General features: G+C 59.4%; 18 protein-coding genes. 7 read left to right on the forward strand and 11 right to left on the reverse strand.

Annotated elements, in window-relative coordinates; translation table 11 throughout:
- Nucleotides 1–54: 54 nt before the first annotated feature.
- The 4 genes from D3Z90_RS25955 to dadA all read right to left on the reverse strand — a co-directional run bounded on the left by D3Z90_RS25955 (nt 55) and on the right by dadA (nt 3,506).
- Complete coding sequence (locus tag D3Z90_RS25955; protein WP_028942437.1) at nt 55–603, reverse strand: cupin domain-containing protein; 549 nt, start codon at nt 601–603, stop codon at nt 55–57.
- Between the two features lie 108 nt (nt 604–711).
- Nucleotides 712–1,785: an alanine racemase gene (gene alr / locus D3Z90_RS25960; protein WP_136478723.1), complete on the reverse strand. Its 1,074-nt coding sequence runs from the start codon at nt 1,783–1,785 to the stop codon at nt 712–714.
- Between the two features lie 94 nt (nt 1,786–1,879).
- On the reverse strand, nt 1,880–2,233 hold the full coding sequence (locus D3Z90_RS25965; protein WP_136478724.1) for a RidA family protein: 354 nt from the start codon (nt 2,231–2,233) through the stop codon (nt 1,880–1,882).
- Entirely contained in the window at nt 2,205–3,506 is a 1,302-nt protein-coding gene (dadA, locus tag D3Z90_RS25970; protein ID WP_136478725.1) for a D-amino acid dehydrogenase, read from the reverse strand. The genes D3Z90_RS25965 and dadA overlap by 29 nt, the downstream gene beginning before the upstream one ends.
- A gap of 156 nt (nt 3,507–3,662) precedes the next feature.
- On the opposite strand from dadA, the gene D3Z90_RS25975 reads away from it, so the two are divergent.
- On the forward strand, nt 3,663–4,151 hold the full coding sequence (locus D3Z90_RS25975) for an Lrp/AsnC ligand binding domain-containing protein (protein ID WP_136478726.1): 489 nt from the start codon (nt 3,663–3,665) through the stop codon (nt 4,149–4,151).
- A gap of 3 nt (nt 4,152–4,154) precedes the next feature.
- On the opposite strand, the gene D3Z90_RS25980 is transcribed toward D3Z90_RS25975, so the two are convergent.
- Entirely contained in the window at nt 4,155–4,508 is a 354-nt protein-coding gene (locus D3Z90_RS25980) for a YkgJ family cysteine cluster protein (RefSeq protein ID WP_136478727.1), read from the reverse strand.
- Nucleotides 4,509–4,622: 114 nt separating this feature from the next.
- Here D3Z90_RS25980 and D3Z90_RS25985 point away from each other — a divergent pair, with 114 nt between their 5' ends.
- Complete coding sequence (locus D3Z90_RS25985) at nt 4,623–5,927, forward strand: FAD-binding oxidoreductase (RefSeq protein WP_136478728.1); 1,305 nt, start codon at nt 4,623–4,625, stop codon at nt 5,925–5,927.
- Between the two features lie 64 nt (nt 5,928–5,991).
- Here D3Z90_RS25985 and D3Z90_RS25990 read toward each other — a convergent pair whose 3' ends face one another.
- Nucleotides 5,992–6,222, reverse strand: coding sequence for a DUF1127 domain-containing protein (locus tag D3Z90_RS25990; protein ID WP_136478729.1), 231 nt, complete (start codon nt 6,220–6,222; stop codon nt 5,992–5,994).
- Nucleotides 6,223–6,399: 177 nt separating this feature from the next.
- Between D3Z90_RS25990 and D3Z90_RS25995 the strand changes: the two genes are divergently transcribed.
- Nucleotides 6,400–7,830: a PLP-dependent aminotransferase family protein gene (locus D3Z90_RS25995; RefSeq protein WP_136478730.1), complete on the forward strand. Its 1,431-nt coding sequence runs from the start codon at nt 6,400–6,402 to the stop codon at nt 7,828–7,830.
- A gap of 62 nt (nt 7,831–7,892) precedes the next feature.
- Nucleotides 7,893–9,455, forward strand: coding sequence for a phospholipase D family protein (locus tag D3Z90_RS26000; RefSeq protein ID WP_136478731.1), 1,563 nt, complete (start codon nt 7,893–7,895; stop codon nt 9,453–9,455).
- Here the strand turns inward: D3Z90_RS26000 and D3Z90_RS26005 are convergent.
- Both D3Z90_RS26005 and D3Z90_RS26010 read right to left on the reverse strand, forming a co-directional pair.
- Nucleotides 9,452–10,591 (reverse strand): MFS transporter, encoded by a 1,140-nt coding sequence (locus tag D3Z90_RS26005; RefSeq protein WP_136478732.1) that lies wholly within the window; start codon nt 10,589–10,591, stop codon nt 9,452–9,454. The genes D3Z90_RS26000 and D3Z90_RS26005 overlap by 4 nt on opposite strands.
- 94 nt (nt 10,592–10,685) lie before the next feature.
- Nucleotides 10,686–12,179: an aldehyde dehydrogenase gene (locus D3Z90_RS26010; RefSeq protein WP_136478733.1), complete on the reverse strand. Its 1,494-nt coding sequence runs from the start codon at nt 12,177–12,179 to the stop codon at nt 10,686–10,688.
- Nucleotides 12,180–12,375: 196 nt separating this feature from the next.
- On the opposite strand from D3Z90_RS26010, the gene D3Z90_RS26015 reads away from it, so the two are divergent.
- On the forward strand, nt 12,376–12,741 hold the full coding sequence (locus D3Z90_RS26015) for a cupin domain-containing protein (RefSeq protein WP_136478734.1): 366 nt from the start codon (nt 12,376–12,378) through the stop codon (nt 12,739–12,741).
- Nucleotides 12,742–12,813: 72 nt separating this feature from the next.
- Here D3Z90_RS26015 and rpmG read toward each other — a convergent pair whose 3' ends face one another.
- Nucleotides 12,814–12,969 carry a 50S ribosomal protein L33 gene (gene rpmG / locus D3Z90_RS26020; RefSeq protein ID WP_010225867.1) on the reverse strand — a complete coding sequence of 52 codons (156 nt, stop codon included), beginning with the start codon at nt 12,967–12,969 and terminating at the stop codon, nt 12,814–12,816.
- Nucleotides 12,970–12,980: 11 nt separating this feature from the next.
- On the reverse strand, nt 12,981–13,217 hold the full coding sequence (gene rpmB, locus D3Z90_RS26025) for a 50S ribosomal protein L28 (protein ID WP_010225868.1): 237 nt from the start codon (nt 13,215–13,217) through the stop codon (nt 12,981–12,983).
- A 361-nt stretch (nt 13,218–13,578) separates the two neighbouring features.
- Here rpmB and D3Z90_RS26030 point away from each other — a divergent pair, with 361 nt between their 5' ends.
- Nucleotides 13,579–15,168: an ABC transporter substrate-binding protein gene (locus D3Z90_RS26030; protein ID WP_136478735.1), complete on the forward strand. Its 1,590-nt coding sequence runs from the start codon at nt 13,579–13,581 to the stop codon at nt 15,166–15,168.
- Here D3Z90_RS26030 and radC read toward each other — a convergent pair.
- Nucleotides 15,152–15,838: a DNA repair protein RadC gene (radC, locus tag D3Z90_RS26035; protein ID WP_136478736.1), complete on the reverse strand. Its 687-nt coding sequence runs from the start codon at nt 15,836–15,838 to the stop codon at nt 15,152–15,154. The two genes, D3Z90_RS26030 and radC, sit on opposite strands and share 17 nt — an antisense overlap.
- A 131-nt stretch (nt 15,839–15,969) precedes the next feature.
- Here radC and coaBC point away from each other — a divergent pair, with 131 nt between their 5' ends.
- The gene (gene coaBC, locus D3Z90_RS26040; RefSeq protein WP_136478737.1) at nt 15,970–17,178 is read left to right on the forward strand and encodes a bifunctional phosphopantothenoylcysteine decarboxylase/phosphopantothenate--cysteine ligase CoaBC; all 1,209 of its coding nucleotides are present in this window, start codon (nt 15,970–15,972) and stop codon (nt 17,176–17,178) included.
- The last annotated feature ends 3 nt before the right edge of the window (nt 17,179–17,181 follow it).

The raw sequence follows: 17,181 nt of genomic DNA on the forward strand, positions 1-17,181 counted from the left end.
AACCCTAATGTCCAAAGGGTCTTAGCCGCGACAATCCGCCGCGTGTCACACACTTTAGAAGTTGGCCGGCGTCGCTGCGCTGATCAGCCGAGCCGGCTCATCGTAGGGGTTGCGGAAACGGTGCGGCTTGGTACTTTCAAAATAGTAGCTATCGCCCGCTTCGAGAATAAAAGTTTCCAGACCGACCACCAGTTCCAGGCGCCCTTCAAGGAGAATCCCGGTTTCCTCACCGTCGTGAGTGAGCATTTCTTCACCGGTATCGGCACCCGGTGGGTACACTTCGTTAAGAAATGCAATCGCCCGGCTCGGATGCGCCTTACCGACCAGTTTCATGGTTACGGCACCGTCAGAAATGTCGATTAACTCATGAGCCTTGTAAACGATTTGCGTGGGGTTTTCCGGCTGAAGTTCTTCCGAGAAAAACTCGACCATGGACATCGGAATACCGCCCAGCACTTTACGCAACGAGCTGATTGAAGGGCTTACGCTGTTCTTCTCGATCATCGAGATAGTGCTATTGGTGACGCCCGCCCGTTTGGCGAGTTCACGCTGGGACAGGCCCTTGAGCTTGCGAATGGCTTGCAGTCGTTCACCGACGTCCAATGCTGGAGCCCTCCTAAACGAACGAGTGGGGTCGAAATTGAACGATATCATCGCAACAGCGTTCAGTATTTACAACACTTCGACCCGCAGCCTGTCCGCTTTGGCGCCTCAATCGTCGATATAGTCCAGCGGCACACGTTTGAGGTTGCAGAATATCTGGTACGGAATCATTCCCGCCTGCTGCGCCAGATCGCTGGCCAGCACATTTTTGCCCCATAGCTCTACCGGGCTGCCGATGCCGGCTTCCGGTACGTCGGTCAAATCAATGCACAGCATGTCCATCGACACTCGGCCAATCAACTGACTGCGCTTGCCTGCGACCATGACCGGAGTACCGGTCGGCGCCTGACGCGGGTAGCCATCGGCATATCCCATGGCAACCACACCGACGCGAGTCGGGCGCGGGCTGATGAATTTAGCGCCATAGCCCACTGGCTCACCGGCAGGCAATTCGCGCACGCTGATCACGCGTGATTGCAGGGTCATAACCGGTTGCAGACGGACAGCTTCAGCTTGCGGCACTTCAAACGGCGTGGCGCCGTAGAGCATGATGCCCGGGCGCACCCAATCACTTGGAATGGCCGGCCAACCCAGCACAGCCGGCGAGTTACGCAGGCTGATTTCGGCACTCAGGCCCTGACGGGCGGCTTGAAATACCGCGACCTGATCGTTGCTGGCAGCACTGTCGAGCTCGTCCGCACGGGCGAAGTGACTCATCAACACCACACGGGTGACCTTGCCGCTGGCGAGCAAGCGCTGATAGGCCGCCTGGTAATCCTTGGGATGCAAACCTACCCGGTGCATGCCGCTGTCGAGCTTGAGCCAGACGGTGATCGGCGTGCTCAAGCGCGCCTGCTCGATAGCTTCCAACTGCCACAGCGAATGCACAACACACCACAGGTCATGCTGGGCAATCAGCTCCAGTTCGCTGGCTTCAAAAAAACCTTCGAGCAACAATACCGGCGCCTTGATCCCCGCCGCTCGCAACTCCAACGCCTCTTCGATGCAAGCTACGGCGAAACCATCGGCCTGCTGCTCGAGCGCCAAGGCGCAACGCACGGCACCATGGCCATAGGCGTCAGCCTTGATCACGGCCAAGGCCTTGGCACCGGACAATTCGCGAGCCAGTTGGTAGTTGTGACGCAGAGCTTGAAGATCGATCAGGGCACGAGCAGGACGCATGGCGGCAGCCTTCTTGGCAGTCTGGTTATAGTAAAAAACCCGGTGCTCGATTGCAGCTTGTAGGCCACCAACGGCACCGGGTGAGGGATTGCTATTACGGCAGTGCAGCCACTACCGACAGCTCTACGAGAATTTCCGGCTCGCACAGCTTGGCTTCGACAGTCGCGCGTGCAGGCGCGACGCCTTTGGGCAGCCACGTGTCCCAGACACTGTTCATGCCCTGGAAGTGCGCATCGATGTCCTTCAAATAGATGGTCACCGAGAGCAAGCGGCTCTTGTCGGTACCGGCCAGATCCAGCAGACGCTCGATGTTGACCAGGGTTTCACGGGTCTGCTGCTCAATTCCCGCATTCATGTCGTCCCCCACCTGGCCCGCCAGATAGACGGTGCCATTGTGGGTGACGATCTGACTCATGCGCTCATTGGTGAGCTGGCGCTGGACTGACATGTTTTGCAGGCTCCTGGTGTTTTCCGTAACGAGAAATATCGAGGCCTTCGGCACTGATCTGTGGCTTTTTACGTGCGATCAAATCCGCCAGCAAGCGGCCCGAACCGCACGCCATGGTCCAGCCCAGCGTACCGTGACCGGTATTGAGGAACAGGTTGCGGAACGGTGTGGCACCTACAATCGGCGTACCGTCCGGCGTGGTCGGGCGCAGGCCGGTCCAGAAACTGGCCTCGCTCAGATCGCCGCCGCGAGGATAGAGATCGTTGACGATCATCTCCAGCGTTTCGCGTCGACGCGGATTCAGCGACAGGTCAAAACCGGCGATTTCAGCCATGCCACCAACACGAATACGGTTGTCGAAACGGGTAATCGCTACTTTGTAGGTTTCGTCGAGAATGGTCGAAGTCGGCGCCATTGCCGGGTCGGTGATCGGCACGGTCAGGGAGTAACCCTTGAGTGGATAAACCGGCGCCTTGATACCCAACGGCTTGAGCAGTTGCGGCGAATAGCTGCCCAATGCCAGGACGTAGCGGTCGGCCGTTTCCAGCTTGCCATCGATCCACACACCGTTGATGCGGTCACCGGCGTAGTCCAGACGCTGAATGTCTTGGCCAAAGCGGAACTCGACCCCCAGCTTGATCGCCATTTCCGCCAGGCGGGTGGTGAACATCTGGCAGTCGCCCGTCTGGTCGTTTGGCAAACGCAGGGCGCCAGCAAGGATATCGGTAACGTTAGCCAGGGCTGGCTCGACGCGGGCAATGCCCTCACGGTCGAGCACTTCGTACGGCACGCCGGACTGCTCAAGCACAGCGATGTCCTTGGCGGCGCTATCGAGTTGCGCCTGGGTACGGAACAGTTGGGTAGTACCCAGCATACGGCCTTCGTAGGCGATGCCGGTTTCTGCACGCAACTCGTCGAGGCAATCACGGCTGTACTCGGACAGACGCACCATGCGCTCTTTGTTCACGGCATAACGGTTGGCTGTGCAGTTGCGCAGCATCTGCGCCATCCACAGGTACTGATCGATGTCTGCAGTGGCTTTGATTGCCAACGGTGCGTGACGCTCGAGCAGCCATTTGATGGCCTTCAGTGGCACACCGGGAGCAGCCCACGGCGAAGCGTAGCCTGGCGAGACCTGGCCGGCGTTGGCAAAGCTGGTTTCCATGGCGACTGCCGGTTGGCGGTCGACCACAACGACTTCAAAACCCTGCCGTGCCAGATAGTAGGCACTGGCGGTTCCGATGACACCGCTACCAAGTACCAGAACTCGCATGTTTATTACCCTCGACGCAGCGTATAGCTGACATTTGTTGTTAGTGGCGTAGATGGGCGCAGTATAGGAAGGTATGACCAGTGCTTTTCACTGTATAAAAGCCTATATTTGGCGAGAATTCTCGGCAAGGTTGGCTTTTACGGAGGGGCATCCACTATGAGAACCCAGCACCAAAGCAAACGTGAACTGGATAAGATCGACCGCAACATCCTGCGCATACTGCAATCCGATGGACGCATTTCGTTTACTGAACTGGGCGAGAAGGTGGGTCTTTCGACGACGCCATGCACCGAAAGAGTGCGGCGCCTGGAGCGAGAAGGCATCATCATGGGCTACAACGCCCGGCTCAACCCGCAGCACCTGAAGGGCAGTTTGCTGGTGTTCGTCGAGATAGGCCTGGATTACAAGTCTGGCGACACGTTCGAAGAATTTCGCCGCGCGGTACTGAAACTTCCCCATGTGCTGGAATGCCACCTGGTGTCGGGCGACTTTGACTACCTGGTGAAAGCACGAATCTCGGAGATGGCGTCTTATCGCAAGCTATTAGGCGATATTCTTCTAAAATTGCCGCACGTTCGCGAATCCAAGAGTTACATCGTCATGGAAGAAGTGAAGGAGAGCCTTAACCTGCCGATTCCAGACTAAGCCCTAGACCAGCACCTGGCGGGTACTGGCAATGAACTGATGCACCAGCTTCTCTGCCTGCGGGTCAATCATTTCGACCGGCCCGCGACCGTTGGGGCATGGCAGGCGCTCTGTGGTACCGAACAGTCGGCAGATCAGCGGCCGCTCTTCGTACACGGTGCAGCCATCAGGCCCCAGGTGCACACAATTCAGCTCGGCCAGGGCGGCTTCCTGTTCGGCCGCACTCTTGCGCGGCAAGCGGGCCATTTCTTCCGAAGACGTGGTCACCGGCCCGCAGCAGTCATGGCAGCCGGGCACACACTCGAAAGATGGGATCTGATCGCGCAGGAATCGGATCTTGTGGCTGTTACAACTCATGGCGGCCTGCGGTGGGGAACGGGGACGACGGTATTTTGCCCCATGGTTGCCCCGTATCGAAAGTGCAGCTTATCCTGCGTCAATTTTTCCAAACACTAAAATCAGGACTCATCGATGAGCGCCCCTGTTCAATCACCTGCTTCCCACGCCGCCTCCTACTATGCAGCCAGCAGCCAGTTGCAGCCCGAATTTCCGGTGCTGCTCGGCGCGTTGAGCTGCGACGTATGCGTGGTGGGGGGAGGTTTTTCGGGGCTCAATACAGCGATTGAACTGGCTGAACGCGGCCTCAATGTCATCTTGCTGGAGGCCCGCAAAATCGGCTGGGGCGCCAGTGGTCGCAATGGTGGGCAGTTGATTCGCGGCGTCGGGCACGGTCTTGATCAGTTCACCCCGCTGCTGGGCAGCGACGGTGTACGCGAACTGAAATTGATGGGCCTGGAAGCGGTGGACATCGTGCGTCAGCGCATCGAGCGGCACGCGATAAGCTGCGACCTGACCTGGGGCTACTGCGATCTGGCCAACAAGCCCAAGGATTTGCAAGGCTTCGCCGAAGATGCCGAAGAGCTACGCGGTCTGGGCTACCGCCATGAACTACGCCTGGTCCAACCCGAACAGATGCACACAGTGGTGGGCTCGGACCGCTACGTGGGCGGTCTGATCGACATGGGCTCCGGGCACCTGCACCCCCTGAACCTGGCCTTGGGCGAGGCAGGCGTGGCCAAGAAGCTTGGGGTTCGCCTATTCGAACAGTCGACAGTTACCCGTATCGACTATGGCTCACAGGTGCGCGTGCACACTGCCCAAGGATCAGTGCTCGCCAGTACATTGGTACTCGGTTGCAATGCCTATTTGAACGACCTCAACACTGAACTGGGCGGCAAGGTGCTACCTGCCGGTAGCTACATCATCGCCACCGAACCCTTGAGCGAAGAGCTGGCTCACGAACTTCTGCCGCAGAACATGGCGGTTTGCGACCAGCGCGTAGCGCTGGACTACTACCGTCTCAGCGCTGACCGCCGACTGCTGTTCGGAGGCGCATGCCACTATTCCGGACGTGATCCGCAGGACATCGCCGCCTATATGCGGCCAAAGATGCTTCAGGTCTTTGCGCAACTGGCCAATGTACGCATCGACTACCAGTGGGGCGGCATGATCGGCATCGGCGCCAACCGCCTGCCGCAGATCGGTCGCCTGGCAGACCAGCCAAACGTCTATTTTGCCCAGGCCTACTCAGGTCACGGCCTCAATGCCACCCACCTGGCGGGCAAGCTTCTGGGTGAGGCCATCAGCGGCCAGCACAGCGGACGTTTCGACCTGTTCGCCAAAGTGCCGCACATCACCTTCCCGGGTGGCAAGCACCTACGCTCACCACTGCTGGCCCTGGGCATGCTCTGGCACCGACTGAAAGAGTTGGTCTGAACTGTTGCGTCCTGCCGCAGCGGCATACCCCGCGATCGGCTGCCTATGCGTCAGGAACTCAGCTTCAGCCACGCCAGAAAGGTTTCAAGCCCTCCTGGCGTGCCTGCTCCGGTGTAAGGCCGATATCGCGCAATTGCTCGGGGGTCAGTTCCAACAGCTCACGACGACTGTTCCATCGATGCGCCATCAAGCCCCAGCGCCCAAGCTCAACTGGAACATTGAACAACTTCAAACGCTGTTCACGCCTCAGTTCTTCAGCGTGCAATTTAAGACGCACATCGCTAATACCGCTCATCACCTGATCCTCCGGGTCTGAATAACCGTAGGAAAAGCTTGCGCGATCATGCGCAAGCAATACAGATTCAAAGCAGCGATATTATTTCCATACAGAATTGGCAGTTTTCCCACTGAATGCTGTATTTTTTCAGCATCTGTATTGGTAGACCGCCCCACGGCGCCACGGGAGTATGCCATGACCCTCTACGTCAATCTCGCTGAGTTGCTCAGCGCCCGCATCGAGCAAGGCTTGTACCGCCCGGGTGATCGCTTGCCGTCTGTACGGGCGCTGAGTGTCGAGCATGGCGTCAGCTTGAGCACTGTGCAGCAGGCCTATCGCCTGCTGGAAGATAACGGCCTGGCAGCGCCGCGCCCTAAATCCGGCTACTTCGTGCCGACCGACCGTAGCCTGCCTGCGCTGCCCGCGGTGAGCCGTCCGGCGCAACGGCCCGTGGAAATTTCCCAATGGGAACAAGTCATCGAATTGGTGCGCAGCGTACCCAGTAAAGACGTCGTGCAACTAGGCCGTGGCATGCCCGACATCGATAGCCCCACGCTCAAGCCGCTGCTGCGCAGCCTGGCCCAACTCAGCCGCCGCCAGGACATGCCCGGCCTGTATTACGACACCATTTCCGGTACCCTGGCCCTACGCGAACAGATTGCCCGCCTGATGCTCGACTCCGGCTGCAGTATCGATCCGGCTGACCTCGTCGTGACCACCGGCTGCCACGAGGCACTGTCGGCCAGCATTCGCGCCGTGTGCCAGCCTGGAGATATCGTCGCGGTGGACTCGCCGAGTTTTCACGGCGCCATGCAAACCCTCAAGGGCCTGGGCATGAAAGCCTTGGAGATCCCCACCGACCCGCTCACAGGCATAAGTCTCGAGGCCCTGGAACTGGCGCTTGAGCAGTGGCCGATCAAGCTCATCCAGATCACCCCGAACTGTAACAACCCTCTGGGCTACATCATGCCCGAGGCGCGCAAGAAGGCCTTGTTGATCCTGGCCCAGCGTTTCGACGTAGCGATCCTGGAAGACGATGTCTATGGCGACCTGGCCTATACCTACCCGCGTCCGCGCACCATCAAGTCGTTCGACGAAGACGGCCGGGTGCTGCTGTGCAGTTCCTTCTCCAAAACCCTGGCGCCAGGGCTGCGTATTGGCTGGGTAGCCCCTGGCCGATATCTGGAGCGGGTGCTGCACATGAAATACATCAGTACCGGTTGCACCGCGACCCAACCGCAGTTGGCCATTGCCGACTTTATCGAGGCCGGCCACTACCCGCCGCATATGCGCCGTATGCGTAGCCAGTACCAACGCAGTCGCGATCAAATGAGCGACTGGGTCACCCGCTACTTTCCGCCAGGCACTCGCGCCAGCCGACCGCAGGGCGGGTTCATGCTGTGGGTGGAGTTGCCCGAAAGTTTCGACACGCTTCGCCTGAACCGGGCTTTACTTGGGCAAGGTGTGCAAATTGCCGTCGGCAGTATCTTCTCCGCCTCCGGCAAGTACCGCAATTGCCTGCGGATGAATTTTGCGGCACGCCCCACAGCCGCAATCGAAGCCGCTGTACGCAAGGTTGGTGAGACCGCCATTCGTCTACTGGCCGAAGCTGACAACGACGGGTAACTTTCCGCCGCCGTTCGCGGTCGATATATCCATAAGCAATTGAACCAAAGGACCCGTTTGCCTTGAGAAGCCTGTGCGCGCTGCCCCTGTTGCTGTCGCTGCTGCTGACGCTTGGCCTGAGTGGATGCGCCAGTGTCGGACAACCACGGCAAGTTACTCAAGCACTGCCCGCCAGCGACTCAGCCTTCGGCCGCTCAGTACAACGCCAGGCTGCTGCCTATGACGGCCGCTCCGGCTTTCGCCTGCTGCCCAACAGCAATGAAGCCTTCCGCGCTCGCGCCGAACTGATTCGTAATGCCCAGTCGAGTATCGACCTGCAGTACTACATCGTGCATGACGGCCTCAGCACCCGTGCCTTGGTGCATGAGCTACTGTTGGCTGCCGACCGGGGCGTGCGGGTTCGTATTCTGCTCGACGACACCACCAGTGACGGCATCGACGACAAGATAGCCACCCTCGCCGCCCACCCGAACGTCCATATTCGCGTCTTCAACCCGCTACACCTTGGCCGCAGCACCGGCGTGACCCGCGCCTTGGGCAGGCTGTTCAACCTTAACCTGCAACATCGACGCATGCACAACAAGCTGTGGCTGGTAGACAACAGCATGGCCATTGTGGGCGGCCGCAACCTGGGCGATGAGTACTTCGATGCCGAGCCCAACCTCAACTTCACCGATATCGATCTCTTGGGCGTCGGCCCGGTAGCCGAACAACTGGGTCATAGCTTCGATCAATACTGGAACAGTGCTCTAAGCCAGCCGATTGGCGACTTCATGCTGACTCAGCCTGACGCCGAAGACCTGAGCGCCAGCCGCCAGCGCCTGGAAGCCTCGCTCGCCGCGGCCCAGGTCGAACGCAAAGCACTGTACGACCGCCTGATGGCCTACAAGACAAATCCCCGTCTGGGCGTGTGGCGCAACGAACTGATCTGGGCCCATAACCAGGCATTGTGGGATGCACCCAGCAAGGTTCTGGCCCGTGATGAGCCTGACCCGCAGTTGCTCATGACTCACCAGCTGGGTCCGGAAATGAACGACGTGCAGCATGAGCTGATCATGATCTCGGCCTATTTCGTTCCCGGTGAAACCGGTCTGCTGTACCTGACCAGCCATGCCGATGCCGGTGTCTCGGTCAAGCTGCTGACCAACTCCCTGGAGGCGACCGATGTGCCTGCGGTGCATGGCGGCTACGCGCCGTATCGGCGGGCGCTGCTCAAGCATGGCGTGCACTTGTATGAACTACGTCGCCAGCCGGGTGATCCCGGTTCCAAACGCACCCTGAGCCTTTATGGCAGTTCCGATTCGAGCCTGCACAGCAAGGCGATCATCTTCGACCGGCGCAAAACCTTCATTGGCTCGTTCAACTTCGATCCTCGGTCTGTGCTGTGGAACACCGAGGTCGGCGTACTGGTCGACAGCCCGGAGCTTGCCGAATACACCCGCGAGTTGGCGGTACAGGGTATGTCTCCGGCACTGAGCTACCAGCCGCGGCTGGTCGACGGCGAACTGGTCTGGGTAACCGAAGACAACCACCGCCTGCACACGCTGACCACCGAACCCGGCGGACTGTGGCGCCGTTTCAATGCCTGGATCAGCAAGGCCGTTGGCTTGGAGCGCATGCTTTAGGCCGGAGCAGGCTCGAAGGCATTCGGGCGCCGGGCAAGTACCACCAGCCCGGCAGCGCCAGCAGCCATCAACAGGGGCAACGCATGCCCGCTGACCCACTGGCTACCTGCACCTGCAACCAGCGGCCCGATCAGGCAACCAATACCCCACAACTGCGCGACGTGTGCATTGGCGCGCACAAGGGCATCATCGCGGTACCGTTCGCCGATCAGCACCAACGACAACGTGAACAAGCCCCCGGCGCTGGCACCGAACAACACCCACAGAGGCCAGATCATCCATGTCTGCAGCATCACTGGAATAGCCAGGCTCGACAGCAGCAAGGTCATCGCGCAGCCGCTGAACAACGTACGCCTGGACATGCGGTCGGCCAGTGCGCCGATAGGCAGTTGCAGCAGCGCATCGCCAATCACCACCGTACTAACCATGAACAAGGCAATCTCGGTGGTGAAGCCTTGCTGCAGGCAATACACCGGCAACAAGGTCAAAATCATCGCCTCGAAAGCAGCAAACAAGGCGATCGCCCAGGCAATCACCGGCAACCGTCGGCAGAAGCCAATCAAATCGAAAAGCGTCACGCTGCAGGACTCCGCCGTGGGCGCCCCGTTACGCCCGAGCAACACCAGGGGCGCCAGCAGCAATAAGCCTGCACCGACCCAGAAACCAAAATCGTCCTCTGAACCCAGTACCCCCAGTAAAAGCGGGCCAGCCAATTGGCTCAAGGCATAACTACTGCCATACAAAGCCACCAGGCGACCTCGCCATTGCTCCACAACCAGTTGGTTGATCCAGCTTTCACCGAGGATGAACACAATGGTCAAGATCATGCCAATCAGCAGGCGCAGCACCAGCCACAGCGGATAGCTGGGCAGCAGCGCCAACAAACCGATGGACAACGCACCTGCCCACAGACACATGCGCATCAGCCCCGGCGTACCAAAACGGGCAGCTAGCCGACTGGTCAAGCTGGCGCCCAGCAACACACCGATAGCCGGCATCGCTGCCATCACGCCAATGGCAAAGCTACCATAACCCCAGCCTTCCAGACGCAAGGACACCAGCGGCATGCTCACGCCCAGCGCAAGGCCGACACTGAGCACCGCCGACAGCACGGCGAAATAGGTTCCCCAACGCATCGCAGCCTCCCAGGCTGTTGTGGATCTGCAGAAACAACACAGCCGGACCTGCGTCGAGCAAGGTCCGGCTGTGAACTGGATCGAACGGTTGCGGTTACAGCTTGATCCAGGTCGCCTTCAGCTCGGTGTACTTGTCGAGCGCGTGCAAGGACTTGTCACGGCCATTACCCGACTGCTTGAAGCCACCGAACGGAGCGGTCATGTCGCCACCGTCGTACTGGTTGACCCACACGCTGCCGGCGCGCAGTGCCTTGGCGGTCAGGTGAGCCTTGGAAATGTCGGCAGTCCACACACCCGCAGCCAGGCCGTAAGGCGTGTCGTTGGCGATAGCGATGGCTTCCTCGACGGTATCAAAGGACAGTACCGACAGCACTGGGCCGAAGATTTCTTCCTGGGCAATACGCATGGCGTTGCTGACGCCGTCGAAAATCGTTGGTTCCACGTAGGTACCACCGGTTTCTTCGAGAATGCGCTTGCCGCCGACCAGCAGCTTGGCGCCGTCAGTGTGACCAGCTTCGATGTACGACAGCACGGTGTTCATCTGCTGTGCATCGACCAGCGCACCTACGGTGGTAGCCGGGTCCAGCGGGTTGCCCGGTTTCCAGGCCTTGAGCGCATCGAGCACCAGTGGCAGGAATTTGTCCTTGATCGAGCGCTCGACCAACAGACGCGAGCCCGCAGTGCAGACTTCACCCTGGTTGAAGGCAATGGCGCTGGCTGCGGCTTCGGCAGCCGCGTTCAGGTCTGGAGCATCGGCGAAAACGATGTTCGGGCTCTTGCCACCGGCTTCCAGCCATACGCGCTTCATGTTCGATTCGCCCGCGTAGATCATCAATTGCTTGGCGATCTTGGTCGAACCGGTGAAGACCAGCGTATCGACGTCCATGTGCAGGGCCAGGGCCTTGCCCACAGTGTGGCCATAACCTGGCAGCACGTTGAGGACGCCTGCCGGAATACCGGCCTCGATTGCCAGCTGGGCGATGCGGATGGCTGTCAGCGGCGATTTTTCCGAAGGCTTGAGCACTACCGAGTTACCGGTAGCCAAGGCCGGGCCAAGTTTCCAGCAGGCCATCAGCAATGGGAAGTTCCACGGCACGATAGCGGCAACCACACCTACCGGCTCGCGCGTCACCAGGCCCAACTGGTCATGGGGAGTCGCTGCGACTTCATCGTAGATCTTGTCGATCGCTTCGCCGTTCCAGCTCAGCGCCTGGGCAGCGCCAGGTACGTCGATGGTCAGCGAATCGTTGATCGGCTTGCCCATGTCCAGCGTTTCCAGCAGCGCCAGCTCCTCGACATTTGCGTTGAGCAAGGCAGCAAAGCGGATCATGGTGGCCTTGCGCTTGGCTGGAGCCAGGCGCGACCAGACGCCGGAGGCGAAGGTGGTGCGGGCGTTTTCCACGGCACGCTGGGCATCGGCATCATCACAGCTGGCAACCTGTGCCAACAGACGGCCATCGACCGGGCTGAGGCATTCGAACGTCGCGCCGGAAACGGCGGCGGTGTATTCACCATTGATGAAAGCGCGACCTTCGATATTCAGTTGTTGGGCACGCTGTTCCCAATCCGCACGAGTCAGGGTGGTCATACGAAACTCCTCCTCTTGTTAAGGTGCAGTGCCGCACGAGGTCTCACGGGCACTGTCAAAAATTCTGGCTGGGCGAGATACGCGCACAGGCACCTGCCACCCTAAACCACTGACGGGCCAATTATCAATATATTTGACATAATTGCACCAAACGCCTACTGATGTTCATTTTATTAAACAAACAAGAGAACAGACCATGCGCATTGATCAAATCATCGACTTCGCCCAAGTTCTTACCGAAGCCGAACGCTATCGTCCTGCCGCCGAAAAGGTGCTCAAAGGCGACCCGGAACAAGCGGTCTATAACCACTACTCCAGCCCATGTGGACAATTTGCTGCGGGCGTGTGGGAAGGTGAAGTCGGCCAATGGACCGTCAATTACACTGAACACGAGTACTGTGAAATCGTTCAGGGCGTGTCGGTGCTGCGCGATGCAGACGGTGGGGCAAAAACCCTGCGTGGCGGTGATCGCTTCGTCATTCCGGCAGGCTTCAAGGGCACCTGGGAAGTTCTGGAGCCGTGCCGCAAGATCTACGTGATGTTCGAACAGAAAACCAATTAACGGCCCGCCGCTACAGGCAAAAAAAAGGCCCGTATCCTGAGATACGGGCCCTTTTTTCGTCAGCTAGATCAATTACTTGATCTTGGCTTCCTTGTAGATCACGTGCTTGCGAACAACCGGATCGAATTTTTTGATTTCGATTTTGTCCGGAGTGGTGCGCTTGTTCTTGTCGGTGGTGTAGAAGTGGCCGGTATTAGCGGTCGACACCAGACGGATCAATTCACGCATGATTCTCTCCCTTAGACCTTAGCGCCGTTACGGCGAATGTCGACCAGAACGGCATCGATGCCGCGCTTGTCGATGATGCGCATGCCTTTGGCAGATACGCGCAGACGCACGAAACGCTTCTCGGACTCGACCCAGAAGCGATGATGCTGCAGGTTCGGCAGGAAACGACGACGGGTTTTGTTGTTTGCGTGGGAAATGTTATTCCCAGTCACCGGACCCTTACCGGTAACTTGACAGACTCTCGACATGCCTCAGCCCTCTAAAACCACATGCCCAACCCGGCATGGGTTGGCCGCTTAATCTCTCAGTCAATGGCGCTAGGCGCCGTGTTTCTTCAGGGTCTTATCGACTCAATCAGCAGATGCGACGAGCCGAGCCCCTAGAAAAGAGCGCTGCTTTATACCAGAAAGACCAGAGCACAACAACAGAAGATGTGCTTTGGCTTGCTGACTGACACGCCGGTGCAGCATAACGACTGGCCCGCAGAGGTGTCGACCACTCGTCGCGAGATTGATAAAAAAGCCTATGGTTATTTCCGGTCCGGCGAACTAGGGTAGGACTTTTCCAGACTGCACTGGCAGATGGGCCATCGATCAGCCAAGGAATTTTATGCGCGTTGCTACTCTACCCCTGTTGTTCGCCACCCTGCTCGGCCCTGTATTCGCTCAAGCGGCCGCGTTAAGTGTGTGCACCGAAGCCAGCCCCGAAGGCTTCGATGTGGTTCAGTACAACTCGCTGACCACTACCAATGCTTCGGCAGACGTGCTGATGAACCGCCTGGTGGAATTTGACGCCGGAAAAGGCGAAGTGGTGCCAAGCCTGGCCGAAAGCTGGACGGTTTCAGCCGATGGCTTGATCTATGAGTTCAAGCTGCGCCCGGAAGTCAAGTTTCACAGCACCGGCTATTTCAAACCCAGCCGAACCTTGAACGCAGACGATGTGCTGTTCAGCTTCCAGCGCATGATCTACCCCGCTCACTCCTGGCACAAAATCGCCCAGAGCGGCTATCCGCACGCCCAGTCGTTGCAGCTACCAAGCCTGATCAAGCAGATTGAAGCGCCAGAGCCGCAGTCGGTACGTTTCACCCTGAATCATCCGGACGCGACATTCCTCGCCACCCTGAGCATGGGCTTCGCTTCAATCTACTCTGCCGAGTACGCCGACCAGCTCCTCAAGGCCGGCACCCCGGAAAAGCTCAATAGCCAGCCGATTGGCACCGGGCCGTTTGTCTTCAACCGCTTCCAGAAAGATGCGGTCATTCGCTATCGAGCCAATCCGGACTACTTCAACGGCAAGCCAGGTGTCGACCCGCTGATTTACGCCATTACCCCTGACGCCAACGTGCGTTTGCAAAAGCTCAAGCGCAATGAGTGCCAGATAGCCTTGTCACCGAAGCCGCTGGACGTCGCTGCCGCTGCCCAGGATCCGACGCTGAAAGTAGAAAAGACCGAGGCCTTCATGACCGCCTTCGTCGCTATCAATAGCCAACACGCGCCGCTGGATAAACCCGAGGTACGTCAGGCCATCAACCTGGCTTTCGATAAAGCCAGCTACCTCAAGGCGGTGTTCGAGGACACCGCAGTGGCCGCCAATGGCCCCTACCCGCCCAATACCTGGAGCTACGCCAAGGACCTGCCGGGGTACCCGACCGATCTCGACAAAGCACGAGCGCTGCTGGCCAAGGCCGGGCTCAAGGACGGTTTCAGCACCACGATCTGGACACGCCCGCAAGGCAGCTTGCTCAATCCCAACCCGAGCCTCGGTGCCCAGTTGCTCCAGGCCGACCTGGCCAAGATCGGCATCAAGGCAGACATTCGTGTCATTGAGTGGGGCGAGCTGATTCGCCGAGCCAAGGCCGGCGAGCACGACTTGCTGTTCATGGGCTGGGCCGGCGACAACGGCGATCCGGACAACTTCCTCAGCCCGCAATTCGCTTGCGCTGCAGTGAAGTCGGGCACCAACTTCGCCCGCTACTGCGACCAGCGCCTCGATCAATTGATCAGCGCGGGTAGGACGACTACGGACCAAAGTGTACGCAGTCGCCTGTACCAGCAAGCCCAGGCCCTGATCCAGCAACAAGCGCTGTGGTTGCCCCTTGCGCACCCCACCGCTGCCGCCCTGGTACGCCAGAATGTCCAGGGTTACCAGGTCAGCCCGTTCGGTCGTCAGGACTTCGCCAAGGTCAGCTCGACACGCTGAACCACCCGTGCTCGACCATCGACAACGGCTCGCCGTCGCCGACAATGAAGTGGTCGAGCAGCCGCACATCCACCAGTGCCAGCGCCTCCTTGAGGCGCAAGGTCAGATGCAGGTCTGCCGAGCTGGGTTCGGACACTCCCGATGGATGGTTGTGGCACAGAATCAGTGCCGCGGCATTGTTCGCCAATGCACGTTTTACCACCTGCCGGGGGTAAACGCTGGCCGTGTCGATGGTGCCATTGAACAGCGCTTCGAATGCAAGCAAGCGGTGCTTGGCATCCAGGAACAGACAGGCAAAAACTTCGTGCGGCTCATGCCGCAATTGCGCCTTGAGGTAGTCCTTGACCGCCTGCGGGCTTTCGAACGCCGAGTCGCGGCGTAGCCGGTCGGCCAGATGACGCCGAGACATTTCCATCACCGCCTGCAATTGGGCGAACTTCGCAGGCCCGAGACCGAACTCGCGGTTGAATCGCTTGCTATCAGCCTCCAACAAGCCGCGCAGGCCGCCAAACTGCCCGAGCAGATGACGGGCCAGATCCACCGCACTGAAGCCGCGAACCCCGGTGCGCAAAAAGATCGCCAGTAGCTCTGCATCCGAGAGGCTGAGCGCCCCTTGCTCCAGTAACTTTTCCCGCGGGCGCTCCGCCGCCGGCCAATCCCTGATGCTCATCCACCACCTCCTTGTCTATCAGTTACTGCGGTTTTTCCGCCCTGTGCTACATTACCCGCTCATTTTTACGCGACGATTCGGCCTGGGGAGGCGTCGTCGCCGCGTGCAATCACTGAGCAAAAGGCAAGCCTATGCAGCGGCTGTATCGTAAGCGCATCGTTCTCGGCGTCGGCGGCGGCATCGCCGCCTACAAGAGTGCCGAACTGATTCGCCGACTCCTGGAACACGGTGCGCAGGTGCGCGTCGTCATGACCCGCGGTGGCGCGGAGTTCATCACTCCGCTCACCCTGCAAGCACTGTCCGGTCACCCGGTGCACATGGATTTATTGGACCCTGCTGCCGAAGCGGCGATGGGCCATATCGAACTGGCTAAATGGGCCGATCTGGTTCTGATTGCCCCAGCCACAGCCGACGTGCTCGCGCGTATGGCGCAAGGCGTTGCGAACGACCTGCTGACCACCCTGGTACTGGCCACCGACGCCACCGTGGCCGTGGCACCGGCCATGAACCAGGCAATGTGGCGTGACCCGGCCACTCAGGCAAACCTCGAACTGCTGCAAAGCCGCGACATCAAGGTGTTTGGCCCCGCCTCCGGTAGCCAGGCCTGTGGCGACGTGGGCCTAGGCCGTATGCTCGAAGCCACCGACCTGGCCTGGTGCGCGGCCGAGAGCTTCAAGCGTGAGTCGCTGACTGGCAAACACGTCGTGATCACTGCCGGCCCGACCCAGGAAAACATCGATCCGGTGCGCTACATCACCAACCACAGCTCTGGAAAAATGGGTTTTGCCCTTGCAGAAGCCGCTGTCGAAGCGGGCGCCAAAGTCACGCTGATCAGTGGTCCGGTGCATTTGCCAACGCCTGATCGCGTCACTCGCATCGACGTGGTCAGTGCCCGCGACATGCTGGCCGCCTGCGAAGCTGCGATGCCTTGCGACATTTTCATCGCTTCGGCCGCTGTTGCTGACTACCGCCCAGAAGTGGTCGCACCACAGAAACTCAAGAAAGACCCTACGACAGGTGACGGCCTATTACTGCAGATGGTTCGCAATCCGGACATCCTGGCCAGTATCGCCACCCGTCCCGATCGCCCGTTCAGCGTCGGCTTTGCCGCCGAGACCGAACACCTGCTCGATTATGCCGCGCGCAAGCTCAAGGACAAGAACCTCGATCTGATTGTCGCCAACGATGTCGCCAACCCCAGCATCGGCTTCAACAGCGAGGAGAACGCCTGCAGCGTGATCGATCGCCAGCTTCATGAAACACTCTTCGCACAGACCAGCAAAGGCAAGATCGCCCGTCAGCTGGTTGCTTTCATCGCCGAACGTCTCAACCAGGTTTAACTC

This window comes from Pseudomonas sp. DG56-2, assembly GCF_004803755.1.
Lineage (GTDB): Bacteria > Pseudomonadota > Gammaproteobacteria > Pseudomonadales > Pseudomonadaceae > Aquipseudomonas > Aquipseudomonas auratipiscis.